Consider the following 23,284-nt stretch of genomic DNA (forward strand, 5'->3'; position numbering starts at 1 on the left):
GATGTGACGTGGATCATCCCGGCCTCGGTGCCGCACTCACCTTCTGCTACCAATATCCACTTCTATTGCGAAAACTACGGGCGATATGCGGGTCAAGAAATATTAATCATTGCCGATTCCCGGCCACGCTGACCGGAAATAATCACTGGCAATCCCCGGGTGTGCCATAGATAGTTAGCGACCGCACGTGAAATCAGGCAAAGCAAACCGCTTCTCCACGGGAGGAAAACAAATGCGTCGAATAGTGGCGACAGTCGCAGCGACGGGTTTCCTGTTCGCACTCGGAACGGGTGTCAGCGGGGCGGCCACGCCGACCAGCTCCGGGGCCCACGCCCAGATCGTGAGCCCCAAGGCGAGCTACAGCTTCGCATGCACCCTGCCGCAAGGTTCCTACGCCAACTACTCGTTCAGCGACGGAATCACGTCCACCAGGATCTACTACAACAACCACTGTTCCAGTGGGATATATGTCAGGGTGCACGTCGCCGCGGGCAGCTCCTGCTGGCTCACCCCGACCGGCAAGTCCAGCGCGATCTTCGATGCCGGGGTGACGGGCATCACCGAAGGATGCTGAGAGTCCCTTCTCCGCTGACGCAGCGGCGGATCTGAAAATCACCCACGAACCCGTTTCAGTCCGACCTCGCGCTTTCACGAGCGGACTTGTCCTGACGGCGGGGAATCGGTCGGGTGCGCGGGCGGGTGCGGGACGGTCATGCCGAGGCCGTCCCGCGAACGTGTGCCCGCGCCGCACAGGCGGTCACGGCCATCCGGACAGCTGTGGGGCCGGGGTCAGGACCGCCGCCGGCCGACCCGTCAGGCGAGGACGGGGAGCGACGGGGCGAGCGACGGGCGGTCGGGCAGGAAGCCGTGGGCCCGGCGGGCGAGGTGGTGTGCCTTGTAACGGTCCACCCGTCGGTGCCAGTTCAGGATTCCCGCCATCCAGTTCTGCAGGTCGCGGACATAGCCGTCCATGGCCTCACGGGCCTCGGCCGACAGCTGGAAGTCGTCGCACACGACCGGGAGTTCATTGCCGACGACGTGCTCGAACTGCTTCATCCGCTGGGTCATCAGGTCGTCCACGACGCGGAGCCCGGTCGGGTAGTCGACGCCGAAGAAGTTCTGGACGACCAGGATCGCGTTGTGGAACTCGCCCTCGTACTGGATCTCCTTCTGGTACGAGAAGACGTCGTTGACGAGCATGCCGTAGTCGATGGCGGCGTTCTCCAGGGAGCGGACCGGGCCGCTGCGGTAGACCTCCGCGGGGATCGCGGGGCCCCGGCCGCGGCGGGCCAGGCTCAGCGTGAGGTCGGAGCCGAAGGTGGCCCGGCGCATCTCCAGGAAGTCGACGGGGTCGGGAATGCGGTGCTGGAGCTGGTTGGACAGCTCCCAGAGCCAGCTCTCGGTCATGCTGTCGACGGACTGCCTGAGAGCGAGCCGGTCTTCGGGGCTCGTCCCGGCGGTCGTGCGGGCCCACAGGTCGATCAGGCCGCGCTCCATGCCGGTGGCCGGCACCGGGACGGGCTCGTCGGCGAGGGGCATGCAGGCGGAGAGGCGGGCCGTCGCGTGCCGGGCGCCGGCCAGGTCCCGCCGGGTGCCGAAGACCAGCGGGTAGTAGTCGTCGGCGTAGGTGCCCCAGGCCAGCCAGTTGGCGCTGAGGTCGAGTTCCTCGGGAGTGGCGTCCGGGTCGAGGCCGGCGGAGCAGAGCACCAGGTCGGAGGCGGCGAGTTTGTCCTCGTCCCAGACGCCCTCGGCGAGCATGCCGGTGCTGTGCATCCAGGCGGTCAGCCGGGGGCGGGCGGCGTCGAGGTGCGGGCTGAGCTCGACTTCGTAGGGCATGTGGAAGTCGGGCAGGAGGGAGGGGCCGACCTGCTGGAAGGGCACATGGGAGTAGGCCCGCAGCCTCTCCCCCTGCCCGAAGGGCGTGGGCGATGCCCCCGTTGCGGCGGCCGAGGCCAGCAGGGCGCCGACGTCGGCGGCGGAGGTGCCGGGCCCGGTGAGGTGCTGCCAGGGGGAGGACCGGGTGGCGCCCTGGTTCATGTAGCGGCTGGAACGCATGTGCCACTCGTGGCCGCCGGACTGCCAGTCCTGCAGGCCCTTGGTGTAGGCGGCGATCGCGGCGGCCTGGTCGGGTGTGAGGCCCTTCTCGGCGGCGAGGGCGGCCACTTCGGTGAGGGCGGTGTGCTCGAACTGGTGGAGGCGGGAGGTGAGGATGTCGTTGACCGTGTCGGCGGCCTCCTGGGTGGTGCAGTCGAAGAAGGTCTCCAGGACCAGCACGCCGTTGCTGTTCTCGCCCTCGTCCTCCACCTCGCGCTGGTAGGAGAACAGGTCGTTGCGCAGGTGGACGGCGTCGGCGAAGGTCTCCATCAGCACCCGCAGCGGCCGTGTCCCGGCGGCGGCCGCGGGCACCTCGGCCGTCGCGTACTCGACCAGCCCCGCCGACCAGGGGGCGCCGCCGACCTTGCGGCGCATCTCGATGTACTCGACGGGGTTGGCGATCCGCCCCTCGTTGATGTTGGCCAGCTCCCACATCGACTCGTTCAGCAGGTGCTCGGTGGCGACCGAGAAGCGGCGGCGCCAGTCGACCGACATCGACGGGACCGTGCGCGCCCACAGGTCGGCGAGGCCCGCCTCGACCGGGTTCCGCGGCTCCGGCACGGGCGCCGCGGGGTCGAGCGGCATGAAGAGCGGGAGCCGGTCGAGATGGGCCTTGCCCGCGGCGCGGTCCTGGGTGCGCTTGTACATGTCGAGGAAGTGGTCGTCGAAGAAGAACACCCACACGTACCAGTCGGTGATCAGCGACAGGGCCGGGCCGTCGCAGTCGGGGTGGGTGTAGCTGCACAACAGGCCGTAGTCGTGTGCCTCCAGGTCGGCCTGGGTCCAGATCCCGGAACCCTCCAGCATGCCCATCCCGCGGGCCCACTCGGTGGAATGGGCGCGGGCCTCCTCCAGGTGCGGATTGAGCCGCGCGGGATACGGCATGTAGAAGTGCGGGAGTTCGAACGGCTGCGTCATGGCCGGGGCCCTACCCGCGGGCTCCAACGGGCATCCACCGGGGCACACATGATCACACCATCGCGTGAACCGGCGAGGAATCCGGGAACTTCGGACGGCCTTTGTGGCGTCCGCCGTGCACCCGGGCGGGCGTGCTCGGCCGGCAGGCGCTCGGTGGTGGTCTGCGGAATGCCGAGGGACGTAGGAATGCGCGGTGTCCAGCCGGTCGGGCCACGGTGCGGGAATGCCGGCGAAGAAACCGGGCGCCGCGAAGGGCAAGGAGCGGAAGACTCCTTGCCCTTGGCTTTTCCGCCGGTCGTATCGGCCGCCCGCTCCGGACGGATGTCCTCCCCCGAAGGTTTCACAGGGCATCCTTTAGGCTGCCGCTGTTGGTCCATTCACCGGATCAACTGATCAGGGGGCGGGGGCCGATGAGCAACGCGACCGGGGTGTTCCAACCGCTGCAGGCGGACGATCCGCCGATGGTCGCCGGTTACCGGCTCGCCGCACGGCTCGGCGCGGGCGGCATGGGCCGGGTGTATCTGTCGCACACCCGCGGCGGCCGGCCGGTGGCGATCAAGGTGGTGCGGCCGGAACTCGCCGACGACCCGGACTTCCGGCGCCGGTTCCGCAGGGAGATCACGGCGGCCCGCCGGGTCCGGGGCGCGTACACCGCCGAACTCATCGACGCCGACGCGGACGGCGTACCGCCCTGGCTGGCCACGCTGTACGTGCCCGGGCCCGCCCTCTCGGACGTCGTCGCGCGGCGCGGACCGCTGCCACTGCCGGCGGTGCTGTGGCTGATGGCGGGGGTGGCCGAGGCGCTCCAGGCCATCCATGGCGCGGGCATCGTGCACCGGGATCTGAAGCCGTCGAACGTGCTGCTGGCCTCGGACGGCCCGCGCGTGATCGACTTCGGTATCTCGCTGGCCGCCGACGCCACCTTCCACACCGCCACGGGCACCGCCATCGGCACGCCCTCGTTCATGGCTCCCGAGCAGGCGTCCGGGGGCGAGGTCACCCCGGCGACCGATGTCTTCGCGCTCGGTCAGACGGCGGCGTTCGCGGCGCTGGGCGAACCGCTGTACGGGGACGGCCCGGCGGTCAACGTGCTGTACCGGATCGTCCACTCCGAGCCCGATCTCACCCTGCTGCCACAGGAGTTGCGCCCGCTGATCGCCCGCTGTCTGGACGCCGATCCGGAGCGGAGGGCCACCCTGGCGGAGATCGTCGAGTGGTGCCGGGGGCGGCTGGGTCCGGACGCCGACGCGGGTGCGGGACCGGCCGTGTGGCAGGAGCTGACCGGCCCGGAGGCGACGGTTCCGGCGCCGGTCGCCGAACCCACCCGGGCCTACCCCGTCCCGCCCGGCACGAGGCCGCTGCCGGCGCCGCCGGCGGGGCAGCCGATGAGCCGCCGTCGCCGGGCACTGATAGCGGTCGCCGCCGTGACGTCGGTGGTGCTGATGACGACGGCCGTGGTGCTGATCGTCAGGGACACGGACACCTGGGTCCGCGGACAGGTGGAGGCCCGGTCCTCGTCCAGCACATCCGGTTCGACGGTGTCCGGTAAGGACGGTGCCGTCTCCTCGGGCGGTGCGGCCCGGGCGTCGTCGTCCCCGAGCGCGTCGCCGTCACCGCACACGGTCGCCCACCCCTACCCCGCCGAGTTTCTCGACGAGAAGAACTCCGTCGACATCGATGCGCAGGCCGAGCGCAAGGACCGCAAGGGCGACGTCCGCTTCGCGTGCGCCAAGGGCGGCTGCTCGCTGGAGAGCCGGACCAGTGTGTTCGTCGACGTGCTGGGAGACCCGCGCGGCTCCCTGAAGGTGTGCCGTCAACTGCTCGGCGACGCCACCAGCCACAGCATCCCGCTGGCCGCGGTGGCGGCCGGGAGCGAGATCTGCGCCGAGGACCGCGACGGCGACATCGCCCTGTTCGTGGTCCAGGTGAAGTCGGACGCTCTGCCGGACAGCGGGAGCAGCTTCCTGATGGCGGACCTGACGGTCTGGCAGACGGCCTAATCCCGGTCCCCCTTGGCGGGTTCCGACGGGCGGGCGGCGTGGTCGTACGACCACCGCTGCCGGCGGCGGCGAGGGCCGTCCGTGCCCGACTTCTTCGATCCGTGGGCCGTACGCCGACCCCGCGCCTGTCCTTCGGGGACGGGCCGCACATCTGCCTGGGCGCTCATTTCGCCCGGCTGCGGCTGCGCACGCTCCATGCCGAGGCGCCCGTGCCGGAGCGGGGCGGGCCTGCCGAACGGCCGGTCTCCCACTTCATCAATGGGGTGAAGTCGCTGCCGATGGCCCGGGGTTGACCTGGATGAGGGCATGGGTGCCGGCCGTGCGCCAGCGTTGTCCCTCGGCCGCGTCCAGGGCCGCCTCGGTGTCCGCGGCAAGGCCGGTGATCACATCGGACTTGAGGGTGCGCAGCGCGGCCACCGGCCCCGGGAACCAGGCGGTGACCCCGGCGAACGGGGTGGTCGGCGGCCAGAGCCGATCACCCACCAGACGGCGGTAGTTGAGGTCGCCCTTGAAGATCGTGAGGTCGGCGGAGGCGAACTCGGCGCGCAGGTCGGCGGGCATCTCGGCGTACGGCAGCGGGGCGCAGGAGAAGGGGTGGGCGCGCACGGTGAGGCGGCCGTCCGACATCGCCGACCAGAGGGTGCGGCCGTACTCGGCCGCCGCTCCGGGTGCGGCGGAGAGCCTGCGCAGGGCGTCCAGCACGTCGGCCGTCGTGGCGTCGGAGACGTAGTAGGGGTAGGGCTTGATGTGCAGGACCGCGTCCGCGATACGGCCGGTGTCCAGGAGGCGGGCGATCAGCAGCAGGTCGGGGACGAGTTCACGGCCCGCGTTGTCGGCGACGAGGCACAGGGTGCCGCCCCGGAGCAGCCGCCACAGGTCGGCGCTGTCGTCGGCGACCAGGGCGGAGACGGCCTCGCCCGACTCGGCGGAGAGGCGAAAACCCAGGTCGGCACGGTTACCCCAGAGGGAGCCGTACAGCAGGGCGCGGTCCGGGTCGTCGCCGAGGGCCTCCAGCGCCGCCAGCTCCTCGTCGGTCTCCTTGGCGTCCAGTTCGGCGAGCTTGAAAGGACGGAAAGGGTCGATGCCCTGCCAGGGGCCGGGGCCGAAGTAGCCGACGGCGTCCAGGAGGCGACGGTAGAAGTAGCTCTCGGACCACAGCCACGGCACGTCGAACCAGGAGTGCCCGAGGTAGCCGTCCAGGCCCCAGCCGCGCCACCGGTCGCCGTCCGGCAGGGGTTCGATGACGCCTTCGGTGCAGTTGCGCAGCAGCGCGTCGAGGGCGCGGTGCTGCGCGGGGCCGTACGGGAAGGCGTCCCGCACCTGACGGATGATCGCGGGGTGCCGTTCGGCCAGCACGCTGTGCGGGAACGGGCCGGTGGTGCCGAGGATCACGGGCGCGGCGGCGGAGTCGGGCATGGGCGCCACGCTATCGCGCCAGATGCCCGGCTCCGCCGAACCGACGGCGCCCGTCACGCCGTTCTGATCTCGCGCTCCAGCTGGGTGGCGAGGGTCATGTAACGGGCGCGCCGGTGCACCGGGACCAGGCCGCGGATCATCAGGTACCACATCTCCGCGACCCTGCGCGGCAGTCGTCCCACCGGCTCCAGGTTGCGGCCGGCCACCCGGGTGCCGACGAAGAAGCAGACCAGGGAGTGGGCGACCGCGCCGATGTCGATGTCCGGGTGGACGTCGGACTCCTTGACCGCGCCCTGGAGTTTGCGCGTGGCGAACTCCAGGCCCTCCGTGAACGGATGCCTCAGCGGCGGCCGCACGGTGACGTCCGCGGTGGCGAGCCGCAGTCCTGCGCGCGGGATCGGGCCGTCGACGGAGAGCCGGGCAATCGCGAACGTGGTGCGCATCAGGGCCTCCAGCGAGGAGTAGCCGCGGCTGTCCACCTCCTTCACCAACTGGCTGGAGGTGCGGGACTGGAGCTCCATGATGGCGTGCGCCAGGTCCTCCTTGGCGGCGAAGTGGAAGTACAGCGCCCCCTTGGTGACCTTGGCGTGTTCGACGATCTCACTCAGACTGGTGGATTCGTAGCCACGCCGGTCGAAGAGGTCGGCGGCGGCCGTGATGATCGTGGCGCGGGTCTGCTCCGCGCGTAACTGCCTCGCCATCGACTCAACACTCCTCACGGCTCCAAACCGACGGGGCATGCGGTTTGTTTTTTACCCCGTGCACACGATAGCTCACCGTGCGGCAACGGGAGGCGACTGTGCGGACCTGGTGACGGACATGCCCAACTGCTGGGCTTGGCCCCGCGATCGGCGGCCACACTGCACCAACGCACGAGATCAGAACACGCCACTCCCTCGAGTTCGTGCCGGATTCCGGAGGCGGTGCGGGCGGCCGGACGCCCCACGGTGATCACAACGATACGAGCCGCGCGGTTGGTTCTCAATGACGCCTGCGCAGTCCGCAAAACGGACGAGCCGGTCGGCGCCCCACACACCGGCCTGCCCGTGACCAACCGCGCTGAACGGTGCGCGCCCTGGTCCCGTACTCATCTCAGCAGACTTCGTACCCGCGCCTGCCGAGGAGACGTCCCGATGACCCGGACGACCGCCCGCCTGACGGGAGCCGCCGTCGCGGCTCCGCTGCTGCTCCTGTCGTGGGCGGCGGGTTCCGCCCAGGCGCACGGCGCGCCCACCGATCCCGTCAGCCGGGTCTACGCCTGCTCCCCCAGCGGCGGCAGCGCGTCGACGGCGGCCTGCAGGGCGGCGATCGCGGCGAGCGGGCAGAACTTCGTGGCGTGGGACAACCTGCGGGTGGCGGGGGTCAACGGCCGTGACCGGCAGGTGATTCCGGACGGGAGGTTGTGCAGCGGCAACCTGCCGGCGTACAAGGGGCTCGACCTGGCGCGCACGGACTGGCCCGCGACCCGGTTGACCCCGGGCGCCCGGATGACCATGACGTACGCCTCGACGATCGCGCACGCCGGCACGTTCAAGCTTTACCTGACGAAGCAGGGGTACGACCCCGCGAAGCCGCTCACGTGGTCCGAGCTGCCCGCGCAGCCCTTCGCCGAGTTCAAGGACCCGGCGCTGACGAACGGGGCGTACCACTTCACGGCGACACTGCCGGCCGACCGGACGGGCCGTCAGATGCTGTACACGATCTGGCAGAACAGCAGCACGACGGACACCTACTACTCGTGTTCCGACGTGGTGTTCACGGCGAAGAAGGACGGCGGGGCGACGGCGAGCGCGCGCCCGCGGCAGCGGGCGACTGCCACACCGGCCCCGAGCGCCTCCAAGAGCCCGACTCCCAGTGCCTCGAAGAGTGTTGCCGTCCCGACACGGCGGACGGCGGCGGCCCCGGTCTCCCCAAAGACCGGAACCGCCGCCGCCGACAGCACTCCCGTGGCCTCCGACACGGGCTCGGGCTCGGGCCCGTCGGCGCCGCTGCTGGCGGGCGGCGCCGCCGCGGTGCTGGTGCTCACCGGGGGCACCGCCCTGGCGTTGCGTCTGCGTCGACGCTGACCGCCTTCGTACGAGGGTCAGTTGACGAAGACGGTGGCGCCGTTGTCGGTGACCGGGGCGTACTTGGCGGTGAAGTAACCGGCCGCGAAACAGAGCGAGGAGCCGGAGGTCTTCGTGAACGCCTGGTTGGTGAAGTTGATGCTGTTGTCGGTGTTGCTCGACGTACCGGTCAGGCTCGGCGCCTGGTAGACGCAGGTGATGCTGCCCAGCAGGGTCTTCAGCTTGACGGTGGTCTGGATCGTGGAGCCGCTCGCCGGGGTGACCGTGAGGGTGCCGTCCGAGGCGACCGTGGTGGTGTACGGCAGGTTGTCGACGGTGACGCTGGTGACGCCGGTGACACCGAGGACGTTGCTGGTGCAGCTGCTGGAGTCGAAGGTGTGCCCGCTGACCGACTCGGTCGCGGTGCCGGGGGCGGCCGGGTTGTCCGTGACCGTGGCGGTGAAGACCGAGGACGTGCACTTCACGCCACTGGTGCCGGTGGCGCTGGAGTAGAGGGTGGCACTGGTGCCGGTGGCCAGCGGCGCACTGAGCACGTCACCGACGGCGACGGCGGTGCCGCCGGCGCTGCCGGTGGTGAGCACCGCGCCGTCGGCGGATGCGGGAACGGTGGCGGCGACCGAGAGGGCTGCGACGGTACCGGCGAGGGCGAGGAGGGATCGCGTACGCATGCGGGTTGCCTCTTTCCTTGGGGGACTTGCGTGAGGTGAGGAGAGGTGGGGGTTCAGGGCGGGCGCGTATGCGCCGCCGGCCGTTGCCAGCCCGTGACGCCTTCTCCGTACGTGACGGACCGACAACGGCAGTGGAGCCGGACACCGGCCGAAAGCCTGGGGGGGTTAGGCCTCCGGCCGGGCCGATTGAGGGCGTTCGGGCGCGGCCCCTGGGGGGAAGCGGCCGCGCCGACGCCGAGAGCGGAGCGGTGATCGAGGAGGCCGGGATGCGGCCGATGCCGCTCGGCGGATCCGGCGCCACGGATCCGAAGGAAACCAGGGAGAGTTGTAGACCTGATCAACCATCAACGTCAAGGCCGATCAAGGGAGTTGAGAAACCGATCAAGGGAATACGAGGTCGGAACACAATTGACGCATATTCAACACCCTTTTTTCACAACTGCCTTGACCCATTAAAGTAACCGCCGGTAACTTGCGGCATGGCTACTGCTGCGTAACGAGAAATCCCTTGCTCCCGCCGGGAGTTGCGAGGAGGCGTGCGCGGCAGCCGCTGTCCGCGCCAGGACAACGTGCCACTGAAGCCCAACCCGCGTCTTAATGCATGGGAGCAGACATGGCCTCGTCCCCGGACGTTCCGTCCGCCGACAACACGCCTGAGAACCCGGGAAGCGGTTCTCTTTCCGATACACCAGACACCACCGGGGCCACCGGAGGGGAACAGAGACGGGGACGGGTCCGCGCACGCCGGGCCGCGGTGATGGCGGTGCCGGCCACCCTGGCCGCCGCCGGTCTCGCGGTCTTCACCGCACAGGGTGTGCTGGGTGTGCAGTTCGCCATCTCCGGGATGCCGTTCGTGGTCACCGCCGACCGGCTCGACGGCACCGGCTTCGAGCAGTTCGGCGGCCTCGACAACATGATTCCGGACAGCCCCAACGCCGGCGACACCGGCGGCCAGGAGCTGGTCGTCACGTCGGTGGTGAAGAACGGCACGATCACCAACATGTGCCAGAGCGTCGACCTCGGCGGCATCCAGCTCCTCCTCAAGGCCGGCGGCGGCTCCAAGCCGGTGTCCGTGTCGAACCTGGCGATCGACTCCGACGACATCAAGGGCGACGCCACGTTCAACAACATCGAGATCGGCCGCGACGCCAGCACCTTCGACAAGGCCGGTGTGCAGGGCCCGAAGGGCGTCTACGGCCAGCAGGCCGACGGCGTCGTCATCGAGCACCTCTACCAGCACAACTACGCGGCCACCGCGGCCGTCTTCAAGCTGCCCAACCTGCACATGTCCTTCAGCGGCGACGGTTGCGACTGATGACCGACCCGGGGACCCGGACAGAGCGATTCCGGCGGTGGCGGGGACAGCGGCCGTTCGCGGGCGGCGTACTGCTCGTGCTGGCCGGTGCCGAGATCCTGGTGACCATGAAGGCACCCCTTCCGGTCATCCTGCACATCGGCATGCAGGGCCTGGCGGGTTATCTGCTGCCGACCCTGATGGTCGTCTGCGGCCTGCTCATCGTCTTCAACCCGGCCCAGCGCCTCTTCTACTCCATCCTCGGCATCCTGCTCTCCCTGGGGACCTGGCTCACCTCGAACCTCGGCGGTTTCATGGTCGGCCTGCTGCTCGGGGCCGTGGGCAGCTGCATCGCCTTCGGCTGGCTGCCGGACCAGGAACCTCGTGTCAGCCGGCGCAAGCGGCGTAAGGCCGCACAGGCTGCCGCGCAGGGGTTCGGGGACGGGGCCGAAGCGGTCTGAAGCGGTGAAGGAGGCGGACCGGTGCGTTTCGGTCCGCCTCTTCTGTGTGCGCGGGGAGTTCGCCCGAACAGGTGACTCGGGAACTTCTTTGCCGGCGCTGCGTGTTCATCGGGCAGCCGGACGGCGTGTGGCCGTCCGGGGTGCGAGTGATCAGTGCGGCGGTGGACGAGATCGGGGACTTCTCCGAAGGGGACGAGGACCAGGGCGGGACCAGGGCCTGTCCGGCGGAGGAGAAGGGCCCCGGCGTTCGTCAGCTCGCGGTGACGGTCGGCCCGGCGGCCTTCCCGGGCTCCGGCTGCGCGGGGGCCGCGGCCGGCTCCGCCGCCATCTGCACCGACGTCGGCTCCACCGGCGCCGCCGTGTCGTCCGTCTTCATCGCCTTCGCCTCGCTCTTGAGGATGCGCATCGACTTGCCCAGGGCCCGGGCGGTGTCGGGCAGCTTCCGGGATCCGAAGAGCACGATGAAGACGATCGCGACGACCAGCAGGTGCCAGGGTTCGAGTCCGTTACGGAGCATGACCGCCCCCTCCCTTTCTCACGTTGTTCCGTGCCGACGAAGGGTGCTTCCTGCGCCCCGGCCGAGCAGCGACGATTGCCACATTGCGCAACTGTACAACCCTGACTCGAAGGCGGTCCCCCGACCCGGCCGCGCGATCACTACGGCCGGCGCCGGTCGTGGCGTGCCCGTACCGCCCTCAGCGCCGGCGCGTACAGCCCGAGGACGGCGGCGAGCAGCAGCGGGTAGGCGGCCGGCAGCCCGGTCATGCCCAGGGCCGCGCCCAGGGGACTGGGCGGGAGCAGCAGGCCGACGGCGGCGAGCGCGGCGGCGGACCGGCCGATGGGTCCCGGCCGGGTGCCGCCGCGCAGCAGGTACATCACCAGAGCCTGGGTGAGCAGGTTCTCGGTGAACCAGGCGGAGTGGAAGACGGCCTGGTCGTCGAGGGCGTCGGGACCGCGCAGGGCGAGCGCCAGGACGCCGAAGGTGGCGAGGTCTGCGATCGCGTTGAGCACGCCGAAGCCGGTGATGAACCGCAGGAAGGCACGCGGTCGCAGCACGGTCGGTCGGCGCAGGGCCGCCGGGCCGGGGCGGTCGTACGCGAAGGCGAGCTGGGCGGCGTCGAAGCAGAGGTTCTGGGCGAGCACCTGGGCCGGGAGCATCGGCAGGAAGGGGAGCAGCAGGCCGGCACAGAGCATCGCGATGACGTTGCCGAGGTTGGAGGAGAGGGTGACCCGCAGATAGGAGGCGATGTTGGCGCTGCTGTGCCGGCCGGCGGTGACGGCGTGTCCGATCGCGCCGAGGTCCTTCTCGGCGAGCACCACGTCCGCGGTCTCGCGGGCGAGGTCCACGGCGGTGCGGGGCGCGATCCCGACGTCGGCCGCGCGCAGGGCGGGGATGTCGTTGACGCCGTCGCCGAGGAAGCCGACGGTGTGCCCGGCGGCGCGCAGCCCGCTGACGACACGGGCCTTGTCCTCGGGGGTGCAGCGGGCGACGACGTCGGCGTCGAGGTCGAGGAGTTCACCGGACACGGCCACCCGCCCCGCGGCCAGGCCGAGGTCCCGGCAGGCACGGGCGGCCGTGGCGGGGTGGTCGCCGGTGAGGACGCGGACGGTGATGCCGAGGCCGGTGAGGCGGCGCAGGGCCTCGGCGGCGCCGGGGGCGAGGGCGTCCCGGAAGGTGACCAGGCCCCGGAAGGTGAGGCCGTGTTCGTCGGCGGCCGTGTAGGGGCGGGTGCGGGCGGGTCCTTCGGCGGTGGCGACGGCGAGGACGCGCAGCCCGGCGCCGGCCTCACGGGCGGCGAGAGCGAGCAGGCGTTCGTGTTCGGCGGGATCGAGGTCGCAGCGGGCCAGTACGTCCTCGGCGGCGCCCCTGGCGACCAGGACATGGCTGCCCAGGCCGCCCGCGACGACGGCGGTGGCGGTGCGCCGGCCGGGGTCGAAGGGGACGGCGCCGATGCCGTCGTACTCCTCCCCCACCGGTCCGGCCGCCGTGAGCAGGGCCTCGTCCAGGGCGTCGGCGGCGGGCAGTTCGGCGAGCTGGAGGGTCCACCAGGCGCCGACGGCCGCCCAGCGCAGCACGTCCGGGTCGTCGTGCCCGTCCGGGCCGAGGGCGCGTTCGACGACGGGCCGGTCCTGGGTGAGGGTGCCGGTCTTGTCGAGGCAGAGGACGTCGACCGCGCCGAGGTCGTGCAGCGCGGGCAGCCGTCGTACGACGACCTGGTGGGTGCGGGCGAGCAGGGCTGCGGCCCGGGCCAGGCAGGTGGTCACGATCACCGGGAGCATCTCGGGGGTGAGCCCGACGGCGACCGCGACCGCGAAGGGCAGCGTCTCCAGGCCCCGGCCGCGCAGGGCGGCGTTGGCCATGAGGACCAGCGGCGGGGTGAGCAGCATGAACCGGATCAGCACCCAGGAGATGCCGTGCACGGACCGGTCGAAGGCGCTGGCCTCCCGCCGCCCGCCCGCCGTGCTCTGCGCCACCGCGAACCGGGTCCGCTCCCCCGTCGCCACGACCACCGCCGTGGCACTGCCCGAGGCGACCCCGCTGCCCTGGAAACAGAGGTACGGCTCCTGGAAGGGGCCCGCGCCGGCCGGGGGGTCCGCGCCGGGGATCTCGACGGCGGCCTTGGCGACGGGCGCCGACTCGCCGGTGAGCACGGCCTGGTGCACGGTCAGGCCACGGGCGCGCAGCAGTCGTACGTCGGCCGGGACCAGGTCGCCGGGGCCGAGCCGTACGACATCGCCCGGTACCAGATCGGCGACCGGGACCTCCCGGGTCCGCGGTGCCGCCTCCGCCCCGGTGCGGCGCAGCACGGTGGCGGTGCCGGCGACGAGTTCGCGCAGTGCGGCCAGGGAGCGGTCGGCGCGGTGTTCGCCGGCGGCGCGCAGCCCGCAGCTGACCGCGACCAGGGCGAGGATCACCACCGCCGTGCCCCAGGAGGCGACGAGAGCGGAGACCAGGCCGAGGGTGAGCAGGACGGCGGTGAAGGGGTCCCGCAGGGCGCGGGCACAGCGCAGCGGCCAGGAGACCGTGTGGGGAAGGGGCGGGGTGTTCTCGCCGGCGTCGGCGAGCCGGGCCGCGGCCTCGGCCTCGGTCAGCCCGCGCGGTCCCGTGTCCAGCCGGCGCAGCACCTGCAGCGCGGTGGCGGCCCCGCCCTCAGAGACCACGGAGGCGCCGGGGGGCCGGGAGTTCGGCGCCGGTGGTGCGGGCGGTGAGGCGGCCGACGAGCAGGCGTACGACGTCGACCACGTCCGGGTCGTCCACCAGGTACACCTGGCGGCGGCCCTCCCGGCGGGAGCGGACCAGGCCGGCGAGCTTCAGCTTGGTGAGGTGCTGGCTGACGGCCGGCAGTGCGCCGCCCACCCGCTCGGCGAGTCCCGTGACGTCGCTCTCGCCCTGCGCCAGCGCCCAGACGATGTGCAGCCGGGCGGGCGAGGCGAGCAGCCCGAAGGCCGCGGCGGCGTCCGTGAGCACGTCCGCGGAGGGGTCCTCGACAGCTGTTCCGGGCCCTGTCGCCACCGTTGTCGTCCTCCTGCCCGCCAAGTCGAAGACACCAGTCTAGGACGCGGGAACTTCTCGGCCTCCGCGTCAGTTTCTACGTTGTTGTAGAAGTAAATTCTTTGGCAAGCAAGACTCTTGGCAAGCACATACCGAACGAGGAGTGAGTGCGCATGGCTCTGTGGGACCGCATCAAGGACTCCGCGACGCAGATGCAGACCCAGCTCGTGGCGAAGAAGAACGACTTGAAGAGCGGTGCGTTCCGCGACGCGAGCATGGCGATGTGCGCGCTCGTGGCGGCTGCCGACGGCACCATCGACCCGGCGGAGCGGCAGCGGGTCGCCCAGCTCATCGCCACCAACGAGGTGCTGCAGAACTTCCCGGCGGACGACCTGCGCCGGCGTTTCGAGGAGAACCTGAACAAACTGACCGCCGACTTCGCCTTCGGCAAGGTGAGCGTGCTCCAGGAGGTCGCCAAGGCCAAGAAGAAGCCGGCCGAGGCGCGTGCCGTCATCCAGATCGGCATCGTGATCGGCGGCGCGGACGGCGACTTCGACAAGACCGAGCAGGCCGTGGTCCGCGAGGCCTGCTTCACCCTCGACCTGCCGCCGCACGAGTTCGACCTCTGACCGGCGCGGTCCTCACTCCTCGGCACCGGAGACGGTGGCCGGTTCGTTCGACGCCGGGATGGTCCGGGCCCGCACGCCGGTCAGCGTGAGCGGTCCGCTGTGGCGGTCGTCGACCTCGGCACCGGCGGTGACGGTCGCGCCGACCCCCGCCCGGACGGCGGCGCGGCCGGGCAGCGAGGCGTAGACCACCTGCGGACCGGACGCGTCCCGGAACTCCGGCCGGCCAGCACCGGACGAGCGCCTCGGGCGGTACGACCGGGTCGGCGACGGCGTCGGCGAGCCGGACGAGTCCGGGCAGGCCGAGGCCGTCGCCGTCGAGCACTACACAGGGCCGGGAAGGCACCTGTCTCGGTAGGTCGGTGGTGCTGTCCAAGGGAGGTCGGGCGCGGGTCGGGTCAGCTGCTGAGCTCGGCCTTCTTCAGCCAGGCCTGGGCCACGTCCAGCGGGTCCTTGTTGTCCGACTGCACCTGGGTGTCCAGGTCCAGCAGGGTCGCGGTGTCGAGCTTGGCGGAGACCGCGTTGAGGGCGTCGGTGGCCTTCTGGTTCAGGGCGCTCTTGTAGACCAGGGGCTGGATGTTCTCGAAGCCGAAGAGGTTCTTCGGGTCCTGGAGGACGACGAACTTCTCCTTGGAGATGGTCGGGTCCGTGCTGAAGATGTCGCCTGCCTGCACCGCGTTCTTCGTCAGGGCCGCCTCCGTGAGCGCGCCGCCCGCGTCGAGCGCCTTGAAGGACTTGAACTCCAGGCCGTACACGGACTTCAGGCCGACCAGGCCCTGCTGGCGGGTCTGGAACTCCGGCGAGGCGCCGATGACCAGGTCCTTGGCGATGTCCTTGAGGTCGGCGATGGAGGACTTCTCGGTGAGCTTGTACTTGGACGCGGTCGCCGCGTTGAGCGTCACCGTGTCCTTGTCCTGCGCGTCCGCCGGGTCGAGCAGCGTCAGCTTGGAGTCCAGCTTGGCCTCGATGGCCGACGTGGTCTCCTCGACGGTCTTCGGGGCGGCCTTGGGGTCGAGGTAGGCGAGCAGGGCACCGTTGTACTCGGGCAGGACCGAGATGGAGCCGTTCTTGAGCAGACCGTAGGTCGTCTCACGACTGCCGATGTTCGGCTTGTAAGTGACCTTGATGCCCTTGGCCTTGAGTGCTTCGCCGTAGATGTCGGCGATCAGGGTGCTCTCGGCGAAGTTGTTGGAGCCGACGACGACGGTGTCCACGCTCGCCTTGCTGTCCGTCAGCGGGTCGGACTTGCTGTCGTCGGAAGAGGAACAGCCCGCCAGCAGGGCCGTCGTCGCGGCGAGCGCGACGGCCGCCACGCCTCGGTATGTCCGGATTGACCTGCTGGGAAGGGTGTTGGAAGTCACGGTTGCCGTTCCGGGAGCTGTGGGCAGAAGGGTGGGGGTGTTGCGAACCACGTGGGGTTGTTGCGAACCACTCCGCACGATCCAATCCAGCCGGTTCTCGGTCAGTCAAGTGCCTCCGGGTTACCGATTGGCTTCAATCCGTGGCCAGTTGCGGACGGAGAGCGGTCTCTTTGTAACGGATTCTTGATAAAGAGCAAGCGGAATGACGCTTCAATAACGCTGTAGTCTCACGGCAGTTGATATCGGTCACAGCGGTGCACGGGGCCCGCTACTCGGTGTCGTTCTGCAGCAGCTCGGGGTGAAGACGCCCCCCACAGTCGAGACACCCTCATGAAGGAGGCCCGGTGTCCACGAACCAGGTGGACGCGCCCGTCCGGCCCGCCCCGACGCGGGGTGGGATACGGGGTTTCGCCGACCGTTGGCCCTTCCGGCGCAAACTGAACCTGCTGGTCGGTGTGCCGCTCGCCGTCATCGCCGTACTGCTCGCCTATGTCTTCACCGATCTGTTGCAGCAGTCCACCAGCGCGGAGAACGCGGCGCAGCTGGTCCGGGACAGCACCCAGGTGGCACGCCTGGTGGACAAGGTCGAGGCGGAGCACCAGCAGGCGATCCTGCTCTCCGCCCGGTACGAGTCCGGGTACAACACCCCCTCGCAGGCCGCCTACCGCGCGGCCCAGGAAGCGGTTACCGCCCAGCTCCGGACGGTCCGTGACACCTTCGGCGACCGGCTGCCGGGCACCGAGGCGAACGCGTTGCGACAGGTCGAGGGCCTGTCCAGCCTGCGCGCTTCCGTCGAGCAGTCGTACCTGCCGGCGGACAACATCGACCCGGCGTACAGCAACGCGGCCAACGACCTGATCGACGGCCTCGGTCTGGACCGCAACGCCGACCTCGCCGCCACCTTCACCGGCAACCTGCTGGACTCGCTGCTGCGCGCGGACGCCGCCCACGGCGCCTTCGAGACCAACGTGCTCGCGGCCACCACCGGAGACACCAACGCGCTGATCGAGTTCACCAACGCGATCGGCGCCTACGACCTGTACCAGCACCAGGCCGACCGCTTCACCCGGTTCGCCACCGAGGGACAGGCCCGGCAGCTGGCCGACGTCGAGCACACCAAGGCCCAGAGCACCATCGCCGAGTCCTTCGCCGAGCTGCAGATCGACCCGAGCAAGCTGCAGTCCGGCGACCAGGACCAGATCCGACAGGCCGTCAAGGACGCGCTCACCGACTACCCGGCCTATCTCCAGCAGGCCACCGCCCGGCTGACCATCACCGCCTCGCTCATCGGCCAGATCGCCGACCGCGCCGACGCCGCCGATCGCGCCGCCGAGCTGCGGGCGGTACTGCTGCTGGGCGGCTCGCTGCTCGGCTTCATCCTCTGGATCACCCTCGCGGCGCTGGTCCGCCGCTCGGTGATCCGCCCGGTGCAGGCCCTGACCGGGGTCGCGCACGAGGTCGCCGAGGTGGCGGGCCGCGAACTCGCCCGGGTCGCCGACGACGACGCCGAGGACGCCGGCCCGCCCCGGCTGCGGGACATGCCGGTCACCGCCCGCGACGAGATCGGCGACCTGGCCGAGGCCTTCAACCAGGTGCAGACCACGGCCGCGGCCCTGCTCGAACGTCAGGTGCTCAGCCGCCGCAACACCGCCGAGATGTTCGGCAACGTCGGCCGCCGGGTCAGCAACCTGACCACCCGTCAGCTGGCCTTCATCGACGCGGTCGAGCGCGCCGAGACCGACCCGGCCCTGCTCGAACGCCTCTACTCCATCGACCACATCGCCGTCCGACTGCGCCGCAACGCCGACAGCCTGATGCTGCTGGCCGGCATCCGCGAGACCGTGCTGGCCTCCGGGCCCACCCCGATATCCAACGTGGTCCGGGCCGCGCTCGGCCAGATCGAGGGCTACCAGCGAGTACGGCTGTACGCCGGCACGGACGTCCTGATCGAGCCGGACATCATCGGCGACCTCACGCTGATGGTGGCCGAACTCCTGGAGAACGCGGTGTCCTTCTCGCCGGAGGGCAGCCCGGTCGAGGTGACCGTCCGCACCGGCGACGACGGCGCGCACATCGTCGTCACCGACCACGGCCTGGGCATGAGCGCCGAGCGGCTGGCCGAGGAGAACGCCCGGCTGATCCGCCGTGAGCGCCTCGACCTGGTGCCGACCAAGGTGCTCGGCCTGTTCGTGGTGGGTGCGCTGGCCCGGCGCTGGGAGATCGGCGTCGAGCTGACCCGGACCCCGGGCGGCGGTGTCACCGCCGAAGTGACCCTGCCCTCCCGGCTGTTGCTGACGATGAGCGCGCTGGCCGGCACCTCCGCCACCCCGCTCGCCGTGGAACCGGCGGCGCCGACCGCACCGACGGCTCCGGCGGCACCGACCGAGCCGACCGGCCCCACCCCCGCCGCCTCGATCCCGGCCGCCGCCGAGCCCGAGAGCCCGCTCCCCCGCCGGGTACCGCGTCGCGAGGCCGCCGAGGCGGAGGCCGCGCCGGCCCCGCTGATCCCGGCCGCCCGCGCCGGCGAACCCCCGGCCGACTCCGCCGACGGGCCGCGCCCGCTGCGCCGCCGGGTACGCGGCGCGACCCTCCGCACCACCGTCGGCGCCGCCCAGACCCTCGCCCAGCCGGCGCGCAGCCGCGACGCCGACGCCGAACGGGACGCGCTGGAGGAGTTCGAGGCGGCGGTGGAACGCGCCCGGCGCGAGAGCGACACCGGAAGCCACGAGCGGCCCGCGCCGCACCCCGAGACCAACCCGCCGCACCACCAGATCCACCTTCCGGAAGGAGCCGAGCAGTGAGCACGTCGACAGGTGACACCCCGACGGGCGGCGCCGCCACGCCGACCGACCTGCAGGCGGCCGCAGCCGACTTCACCTGGCTGCTGAACCGCTTCGCGACCGAGACAGCCGGCGTGGTGGACGCGATCGCCGTGTCCTCCGACGGCCTGCTGATCGCGGTGTCGGAACTGCGTGAGCGCGCGCACTCCGAGCGCCTCGCCGCGATCGTCTCCGGCATCACCAGCCTGGCCGCGGGCGCCTCCGGCAACTACGGCCTGGGCGGCCTCAACAAGGTCATCATCGACCTGGAGGGCGGCCATGTCATCGTCTCCGCGATCGGCAGCGGCGCCGTGCTCGGCGTCGTCGCCGACAACGAGGCCAAGCTCGGCAACATCGCCTACGAGATGACCCTGTTCGCCAACCGGGCCGGTGCCGCGCTCAGTCCGCAGCTGGTTCTGGAGCTGAAGAACAGCGTCGGCGTCCCACAGACGCGCTGACCGGCGGAGCCGGTCGAGAGAGGAAGACACAGCCATGGCGGACGGCTACCCGCCCCCGGGCCCGGACCCGGTAGGCCCGGCCCCCGCCGTACGGCCGTTCCTGGTCACCGCCGGCCGGGTGGCGGACAGCGCCTCCGGCCCGGCGATGCCCGTCGAGACCCAGGTGGTGGCCACCACCGCCGGGCTCGACGCGCTCGTCCGGCTCTCCTTCGAGCAGCACGACATCATCGCCGCGTGCCGGATTCCGCAGTCGCTCGCGGAACTGGCGGCACGGCTGCGACTGCACCTGAACGTGGTCCGGGTGCTCGCCGAAGACCTGCGTGAGGCCGGGCAGCTGACCGTGCATGTGCCCGACTTCGAGGCCACCCACGACTCGTCCGTCCTGCGCAGGGTTATCGACGGCCTGCGGGCCATCCCAGACTCCCGAGGGGTACTCCGTGACACCGACTGACTCGCTGACCCGGGGGGCCGGCCGTACGGCCGTACGGCCGCCGCTGCCGGTGAAGATGGTCATCGCGGGCGGTTTCGGCGTGGGCAAGACCACCGCCGTCGGCTCGATCTCGGAGATCGAGCCACTGACCACCGAGGCGTCGATCACCGAGGTCGCGGCGGGCGTCGACGACCTGACGCTCACCCCGCGCAAGACCACCACGACCGTGGCGATGGACTTCGGCTGCATCACCATCGACCCGACGCTGAAGCTGTACCTGTTCGGCACGCCCGGGCAGGAACGGTTCGGCTTCATGTGGGACGACATCGTCGAGGGCGCGCTCGGCGGCCTGGTGATCGTTGACACGCGTCGCCTGGACGACTGCTATGCCGCGGTCGACTACTTCGAGCACCGCGGGATTCCGTTCGCCATCGCCATCAACGCGTTCGACGGGCGTGTCGAGCACACGCTGGACGAGGTGCGGTGGGCGCTGGACGTCGCGGAGGGGACTCCGGTGGTCGTCTTCGACGCGCGTGAACGGGGTTCGGTGCGCGACGCGCTGCTGGTCGTTCTGGAACTGGCGCTGGCGCGGCGCGAGGGGTAGCGCCGTAGGTGGGGGACTGCGGGCCCGCCGCGTGGCGCTGGTCGCGCCCACGCGGCGGCAGCCGCATGTTCAGTACAGCCCCGCGCCCCTGACGTCAGCTGCTCCTGCGTACGCCGGGAGAGACCGTCAGTCTCTGTATCGCCCAGAAGATGCCCAGCGTCGCCAGGGCCATGGCTGCCACCAGGGTGGCGCCGCCCACGACCTTCTCGTAGTTCTTCTGGTAGAGGCCGTCGATGATGTAGCGGCCCAGGCCGCCCAGGCTGACGTACGCCGCGATCGTCGCCGTCGAGACGATCTGGATGGCCGCCGAGCGCAGGCCGCTGAGGATCAGCGGGAGGGCTACCGGGAATTCGACCTGGAAGAGGACGCGTGCCTCCGGCATGCCCATGCCGCGCGCCGCGTCCACCGGGGACGGGTCGACCGAGCGCATCGCCTCGTACGTCGTGACCAGGATCGGCGGTACGGCGAGGATCACCAGCGGGATCATCACCGGCAGCATGCCGAAGCCCAGCCAGATGAACATCAGGACCAGCAGGCCGAAGCTGGGCAGGGCCCGGCCGGCCGTGGCGATCAGGGCGAGGGTGTTGCCGCCGCGGCCGTAGTGGCCGGTGATCAGGCCGATGGGCAGGCCGATGACGGCCGCGTAGGCGAGCGCCTCCAGCGAGTACTGGACGTGCTCCCACAGTCGGGTGGGGATGCCGTCGTACCCGTGCCAGTGCGAACCGTCGCTGAAGAAGGCGTGGACGAAGTTGAGGACGTTCACCGGGTGCTCTCCTTCGGCATCCAGGGCGTCAGCACACGGCGCAGGAGGACGAGGAGGGCGTCCGCCAGGATCGCCAGCACGGCCGTCGTCACCACGGAGTTCACCGCCAGCTCGGGGCGGTGGTAGGTGTTGGCGTCGTTGAGCAGGTTGCCGAGGGCGCCCTGGTTGCCGATCAGCATGCCGACGCTGACCAGCGAGATGCTGGAGACGGTGGCCACCCGCAGGCCCGCGATGATCGCGGGGACGGCGATGGGCAACTGCACCTGGAAGTAACGGCGTACGGGGCCGAGGCCCATGGCGGTGGCGGCGGCGAGGGTCTCGGCCGGGACCGAGCGGACGCCGTCCACGATCGCCGGGACCAGCACCACCAGGCTGTACACCGCGAGCGGGATCATCACCGTCGTCTCGGTCTGGCCGGTGTAGTCGATGAGGACCACGAAGAAGGCCAGGGAGGGGATGGCGTAGAGGATCGTGGTCACGCCCAGGACCGGCGGGTACAGCCAGCGGAAGCGCACACAGAGCTGGGCGATCGGGAGGGACACCAGCAGTCCCGCAAGCACCGGGACGAGGGCCTCGCGCAGATGCAGGCCGATCAGACCGAAGTAGGTGTTCTGGAGGTCGCTGGGGATGTCGAAGAAGCCGCTCATCCCCCGACCTTCGTGTCGTCGCGGCCCTCGGCGTGGGCGGTGCGGATCGCGGCACCGATGACCTGCTGGGAGACGACGCCGACCGCGCGTCCCTCGCCGTCCACGGCCACCGCCCAGCCGGTCGGCGAGAGCACGGAGCCGTCGAGGGCGGCACGCAGCGAGTCCCGGCCGGGCACGAACGGCCGCCCGTACGGCAGCAGTCGCTCCGGGTCGATCGAGCCGGCGGTCAGCTCACGCGGCTCGCCCCAGCCGAGCGGCCTGCCGTCCAGGTCCGTCACGAGGAGATAGGGGGCCTCCGTCGACGTGCGGGCGCCGAGCTTGGTGGCGTCGGCGTCGACCGGGACGATCGGGGCGGTCTGCAACGCGAGGTCCGCGGAGGGGAAGAAGGACAGTCGGCGGATGCCCCGGTCGGCGCCGAGGAAGTCCTCGACGAAGGCGTCGGCGGGGTCGGTGAGCAGCTCGGCCGGCGGCGCGTACTGGGCGAGGTGCCCGCCGGTGCGCATCACGGCGACCATCGTGCCGAGCTTGATCGCCTCGTCGATGTCATGGGTGACGAAGACGATGGTCTTGCCCAACTCGCCCTGAATCCGCAGGAGTTCGTCCTGGAGGCCCTTGCGGACCACGGGGTCCACGGCGGAGAACGGCTCGTCCATCAGCAGCACGGGCGGGTCGGCGGCGAGCGCCCGGGCCACGCCGACGCGCTGCTGCTGGCCGCCGGAGAGCTGGTACGGGTAGCGCTTGGCGAGGGCCGAGTCCAGGCCCACCCGCTCCATCAGCTCGCCGGCCCGGGCACGCGCCCTCTGCTTGCTCCAGCCGAGCAGCCGGGGCACGGTGGCGATGTTGTCGATGATCGTGCGGTGCTGGAAGAGTCCGGCGTTCTGGATGACGTAACCCATCGACCGGCGAAGGGTGTTGACCGGCTGCGCGTGGATGTCGGTGCCGTCCAGGAGGATACGGCCCTCGCTGGGCTCGACCATCCGGTTGATCATCCGCAGGGTCGTCGTCTTGCCGCAGCCCGAGGGGCCGACGAAGACGGTGATCGAGCGATCCGGTATCTCCAGGGAGAGTCGGTCGACGGCGACCGTACCGTCCGGATACCGCTTGGTGACTGAATCTATCCGTATCAAAACGCCGAATGCCCTTCGGGTTTGGCTGAGACTGCCCAG

At 70.8% G+C, this 23,284-nt stretch carries 23 protein-coding genes; 11 read left to right on the top strand and 12 right to left on the bottom strand.

Annotated features, from left to right (window positions below; all coding sequences use genetic code 11):
- Positions 1-232 precede the first annotated feature (232 nt).
- Positions 233-574: a hypothetical protein gene (locus ACZ4N4_RS10850; protein WP_467586796.1), complete on the top strand. Its 342-nt coding sequence runs from the start codon at positions 233-235 to the stop codon at positions 572-574.
- A gap of 239 nt (positions 575-813) precedes the next feature.
- Here the strand turns inward: ACZ4N4_RS10850 and cyc2 are convergent, their stop codons facing one another.
- Positions 814-3,012, bottom strand: a complete 2,199-nt coding sequence (cyc2, locus tag ACZ4N4_RS10855) for a germacradienol/geosmin synthase Cyc2 (protein WP_467586799.1) — start codon at positions 3,010-3,012, stop codon at positions 814-816.
- A gap of 410 nt (positions 3,013-3,422) precedes the next feature.
- Here cyc2 and ACZ4N4_RS10860 point away from each other — a divergent pair, with 410 nt between their 5' ends.
- Both ACZ4N4_RS10860 and ACZ4N4_RS10865 read left to right on the top strand, forming a co-directional pair.
- Entirely contained in the window at positions 3,423-5,012 is a 1,590-nt protein-coding gene (locus tag ACZ4N4_RS10860) for a serine/threonine-protein kinase (protein ID WP_467586802.1), read from the top strand.
- A 101-nt stretch (positions 5,013-5,113) separates the two neighbouring features.
- Positions 5,114-5,305 carry a hypothetical protein gene (locus ACZ4N4_RS10865; RefSeq protein WP_467586805.1) on the top strand — a complete coding sequence of 64 codons (192 nt, stop codon included), beginning with the start codon at positions 5,114-5,116 and terminating at the stop codon, positions 5,303-5,305.
- On the opposite strand, the gene ACZ4N4_RS10870 is transcribed toward ACZ4N4_RS10865, so the two are convergent.
- Entirely contained in the window at positions 5,268-6,428 is a 1,161-nt protein-coding gene (locus ACZ4N4_RS10870) for a damage-control phosphatase ARMT1 family protein (RefSeq protein ID WP_467586807.1), read from the bottom strand. The two genes, ACZ4N4_RS10865 and ACZ4N4_RS10870, sit on opposite strands and share 38 nt — an antisense overlap.
- 53 nt (positions 6,429-6,481) lie before the next feature.
- Entirely contained in the window at positions 6,482-7,129 is a 648-nt protein-coding gene (locus ACZ4N4_RS10875) for a ScbR family autoregulator-binding transcription factor (RefSeq protein ID WP_467586810.1), read from the bottom strand.
- A gap of 432 nt (positions 7,130-7,561) precedes the next feature.
- Here ACZ4N4_RS10875 and ACZ4N4_RS10880 point away from each other — a divergent pair, with 432 nt between their 5' ends.
- On the top strand, positions 7,562-8,494 hold the full coding sequence (locus tag ACZ4N4_RS10880) for a lytic polysaccharide monooxygenase auxiliary activity family 9 protein (RefSeq protein WP_467586813.1): 933 nt from the start codon (positions 7,562-7,564) through the stop codon (positions 8,492-8,494).
- 17 nt (positions 8,495-8,511) lie between these two features.
- Here the strand turns inward: ACZ4N4_RS10880 and ACZ4N4_RS10885 are convergent, their stop codons facing one another.
- Complete coding sequence (locus ACZ4N4_RS10885) at positions 8,512-9,162, bottom strand: Tat pathway signal sequence domain protein (protein WP_453566321.1); 651 nt, start codon at positions 9,160-9,162, stop codon at positions 8,512-8,514.
- 613 nt (positions 9,163-9,775) lie between these two features.
- Between ACZ4N4_RS10885 and ACZ4N4_RS10890 the strand changes: the two genes are divergently transcribed.
- Together ACZ4N4_RS10890 and ACZ4N4_RS10895 are read left to right on the top strand one after the other, a co-directional pair.
- Positions 9,776-10,477 (top strand): DUF6230 family protein, encoded by a 702-nt coding sequence (locus ACZ4N4_RS10890; RefSeq protein ID WP_453566319.1) that lies wholly within the window; start codon positions 9,776-9,778, stop codon positions 10,475-10,477.
- Positions 10,477-10,917 (top strand): DUF6114 domain-containing protein, encoded by a 441-nt coding sequence (locus ACZ4N4_RS10895; protein ID WP_453566317.1) that lies wholly within the window; start codon positions 10,477-10,479, stop codon positions 10,915-10,917. The genes ACZ4N4_RS10890 and ACZ4N4_RS10895 overlap by 1 nt, the downstream gene beginning before the upstream one ends.
- A 250-nt stretch (positions 10,918-11,167) precedes the next feature.
- Here the strand turns inward: ACZ4N4_RS10895 and tatA are convergent, their stop codons facing one another.
- From tatA to ACZ4N4_RS10910, 3 genes are all read right to left on the bottom strand, one after another.
- Positions 11,168-11,434: a Sec-independent protein translocase subunit TatA gene (tatA, locus tag ACZ4N4_RS10900; RefSeq protein WP_453566314.1), complete on the bottom strand. Its 267-nt coding sequence runs from the start codon at positions 11,432-11,434 to the stop codon at positions 11,168-11,170.
- 140 nt (positions 11,435-11,574) lie between these two features.
- Complete coding sequence (gene mgtA / locus ACZ4N4_RS10905; RefSeq protein WP_467586818.1) at positions 11,575-14,079, bottom strand: magnesium-translocating P-type ATPase; 2,505 nt, start codon at positions 14,077-14,079, stop codon at positions 11,575-11,577.
- Positions 14,069-14,431: an ArsR/SmtB family transcription factor gene (locus ACZ4N4_RS10910; protein ID WP_467586821.1), complete on the bottom strand. Its 363-nt coding sequence runs from the start codon at positions 14,429-14,431 to the stop codon at positions 14,069-14,071. The genes mgtA and ACZ4N4_RS10910 overlap by 11 nt, the downstream gene beginning before the upstream one ends.
- Positions 14,432-14,583: 152 nt before the next feature.
- On the opposite strand from ACZ4N4_RS10910, the gene ACZ4N4_RS10915 reads away from it, so the two are divergent.
- A complete protein-coding gene (locus ACZ4N4_RS10915) occupies positions 14,584-15,039 on the top strand; it encodes a tellurite resistance TerB family protein (RefSeq protein WP_351729144.1) in 456 nt (151 codons plus the stop codon).
- Between the two features lie 12 nt (positions 15,040-15,051).
- Here the strand turns inward: ACZ4N4_RS10915 and ACZ4N4_RS10920 are convergent, their stop codons facing one another.
- Both ACZ4N4_RS10920 and ACZ4N4_RS10925 read right to left on the bottom strand, forming a co-directional pair.
- Positions 15,052-15,228 carry a hypothetical protein gene (locus ACZ4N4_RS10920; RefSeq protein ID WP_467586823.1) on the bottom strand — a complete coding sequence of 59 codons (177 nt, stop codon included), beginning with the start codon at positions 15,226-15,228 and terminating at the stop codon, positions 15,052-15,054.
- A gap of 206 nt (positions 15,229-15,434) precedes the next feature.
- Positions 15,435-16,397: an ABC transporter substrate-binding protein gene (locus ACZ4N4_RS10925; protein ID WP_467586826.1), complete on the bottom strand. Its 963-nt coding sequence runs from the start codon at positions 16,395-16,397 to the stop codon at positions 15,435-15,437.
- Between the two features lie 344 nt (positions 16,398-16,741).
- On the opposite strand from ACZ4N4_RS10925, the gene ACZ4N4_RS10930 reads away from it, so the two are divergent.
- The 4 genes from ACZ4N4_RS10930 to ACZ4N4_RS10945 are packed head-to-tail and all read left to right on the top strand — an operon-like array spanning position 16,742 to position 20,708.
- Positions 16,742-19,198, top strand: a complete 2,457-nt coding sequence (locus ACZ4N4_RS10930; protein WP_467586829.1) for a sensor histidine kinase — start codon at positions 16,742-16,744, stop codon at positions 19,196-19,198.
- Positions 19,195-19,674, top strand: coding sequence for a roadblock/LC7 domain-containing protein (locus tag ACZ4N4_RS10935; RefSeq protein WP_351325995.1), 480 nt, complete (start codon positions 19,195-19,197; stop codon positions 19,672-19,674). The genes ACZ4N4_RS10930 and ACZ4N4_RS10935 overlap by 4 nt, the downstream gene beginning before the upstream one ends.
- Before the next feature lie 34 nt (positions 19,675-19,708).
- Positions 19,709-20,125, top strand: a complete 417-nt coding sequence (locus tag ACZ4N4_RS10940) for a DUF742 domain-containing protein (protein ID WP_450764990.1) — start codon at positions 19,709-19,711, stop codon at positions 20,123-20,125.
- The gene (locus ACZ4N4_RS10945) at positions 20,112-20,708 is read left to right on the top strand and encodes a GTP-binding protein (RefSeq protein ID WP_467586832.1); all 597 of its coding nucleotides are present in this window, start codon (positions 20,112-20,114) and stop codon (positions 20,706-20,708) included. Before ACZ4N4_RS10940 ends, ACZ4N4_RS10945 begins: the two co-directional genes overlap by 14 nt.
- Before the next feature lie 94 nt (positions 20,709-20,802).
- Here ACZ4N4_RS10945 and ACZ4N4_RS10950 read toward each other — a convergent pair whose 3' ends face one another.
- From ACZ4N4_RS10950 to ACZ4N4_RS10960, 3 genes are read right to left on the bottom strand one after another with little or no spacing between them, the layout of a single operon-like run.
- Complete coding sequence (locus ACZ4N4_RS10950) at positions 20,803-21,471, bottom strand: ABC transporter permease (protein WP_467586834.1); 669 nt, start codon at positions 21,469-21,471, stop codon at positions 20,803-20,805.
- Positions 21,468-22,118, bottom strand: a complete 651-nt coding sequence (locus ACZ4N4_RS10955) for an ABC transporter permease (RefSeq protein ID WP_453384366.1) — start codon at positions 22,116-22,118, stop codon at positions 21,468-21,470. The genes ACZ4N4_RS10950 and ACZ4N4_RS10955 overlap by 4 nt, the downstream gene beginning before the upstream one ends.
- Positions 22,115-23,245 carry an ABC transporter ATP-binding protein gene (locus tag ACZ4N4_RS10960; protein ID WP_467586836.1) on the bottom strand — a complete coding sequence of 377 codons (1,131 nt, stop codon included), beginning with the start codon at positions 23,243-23,245 and terminating at the stop codon, positions 22,115-22,117. The genes ACZ4N4_RS10955 and ACZ4N4_RS10960 overlap by 4 nt, the downstream gene beginning before the upstream one ends.
- Positions 23,246-23,284 lie beyond the last annotated feature (39 nt).

This window comes from Streptomyces sp. NPDC026538 (assembly GCF_055567535.1).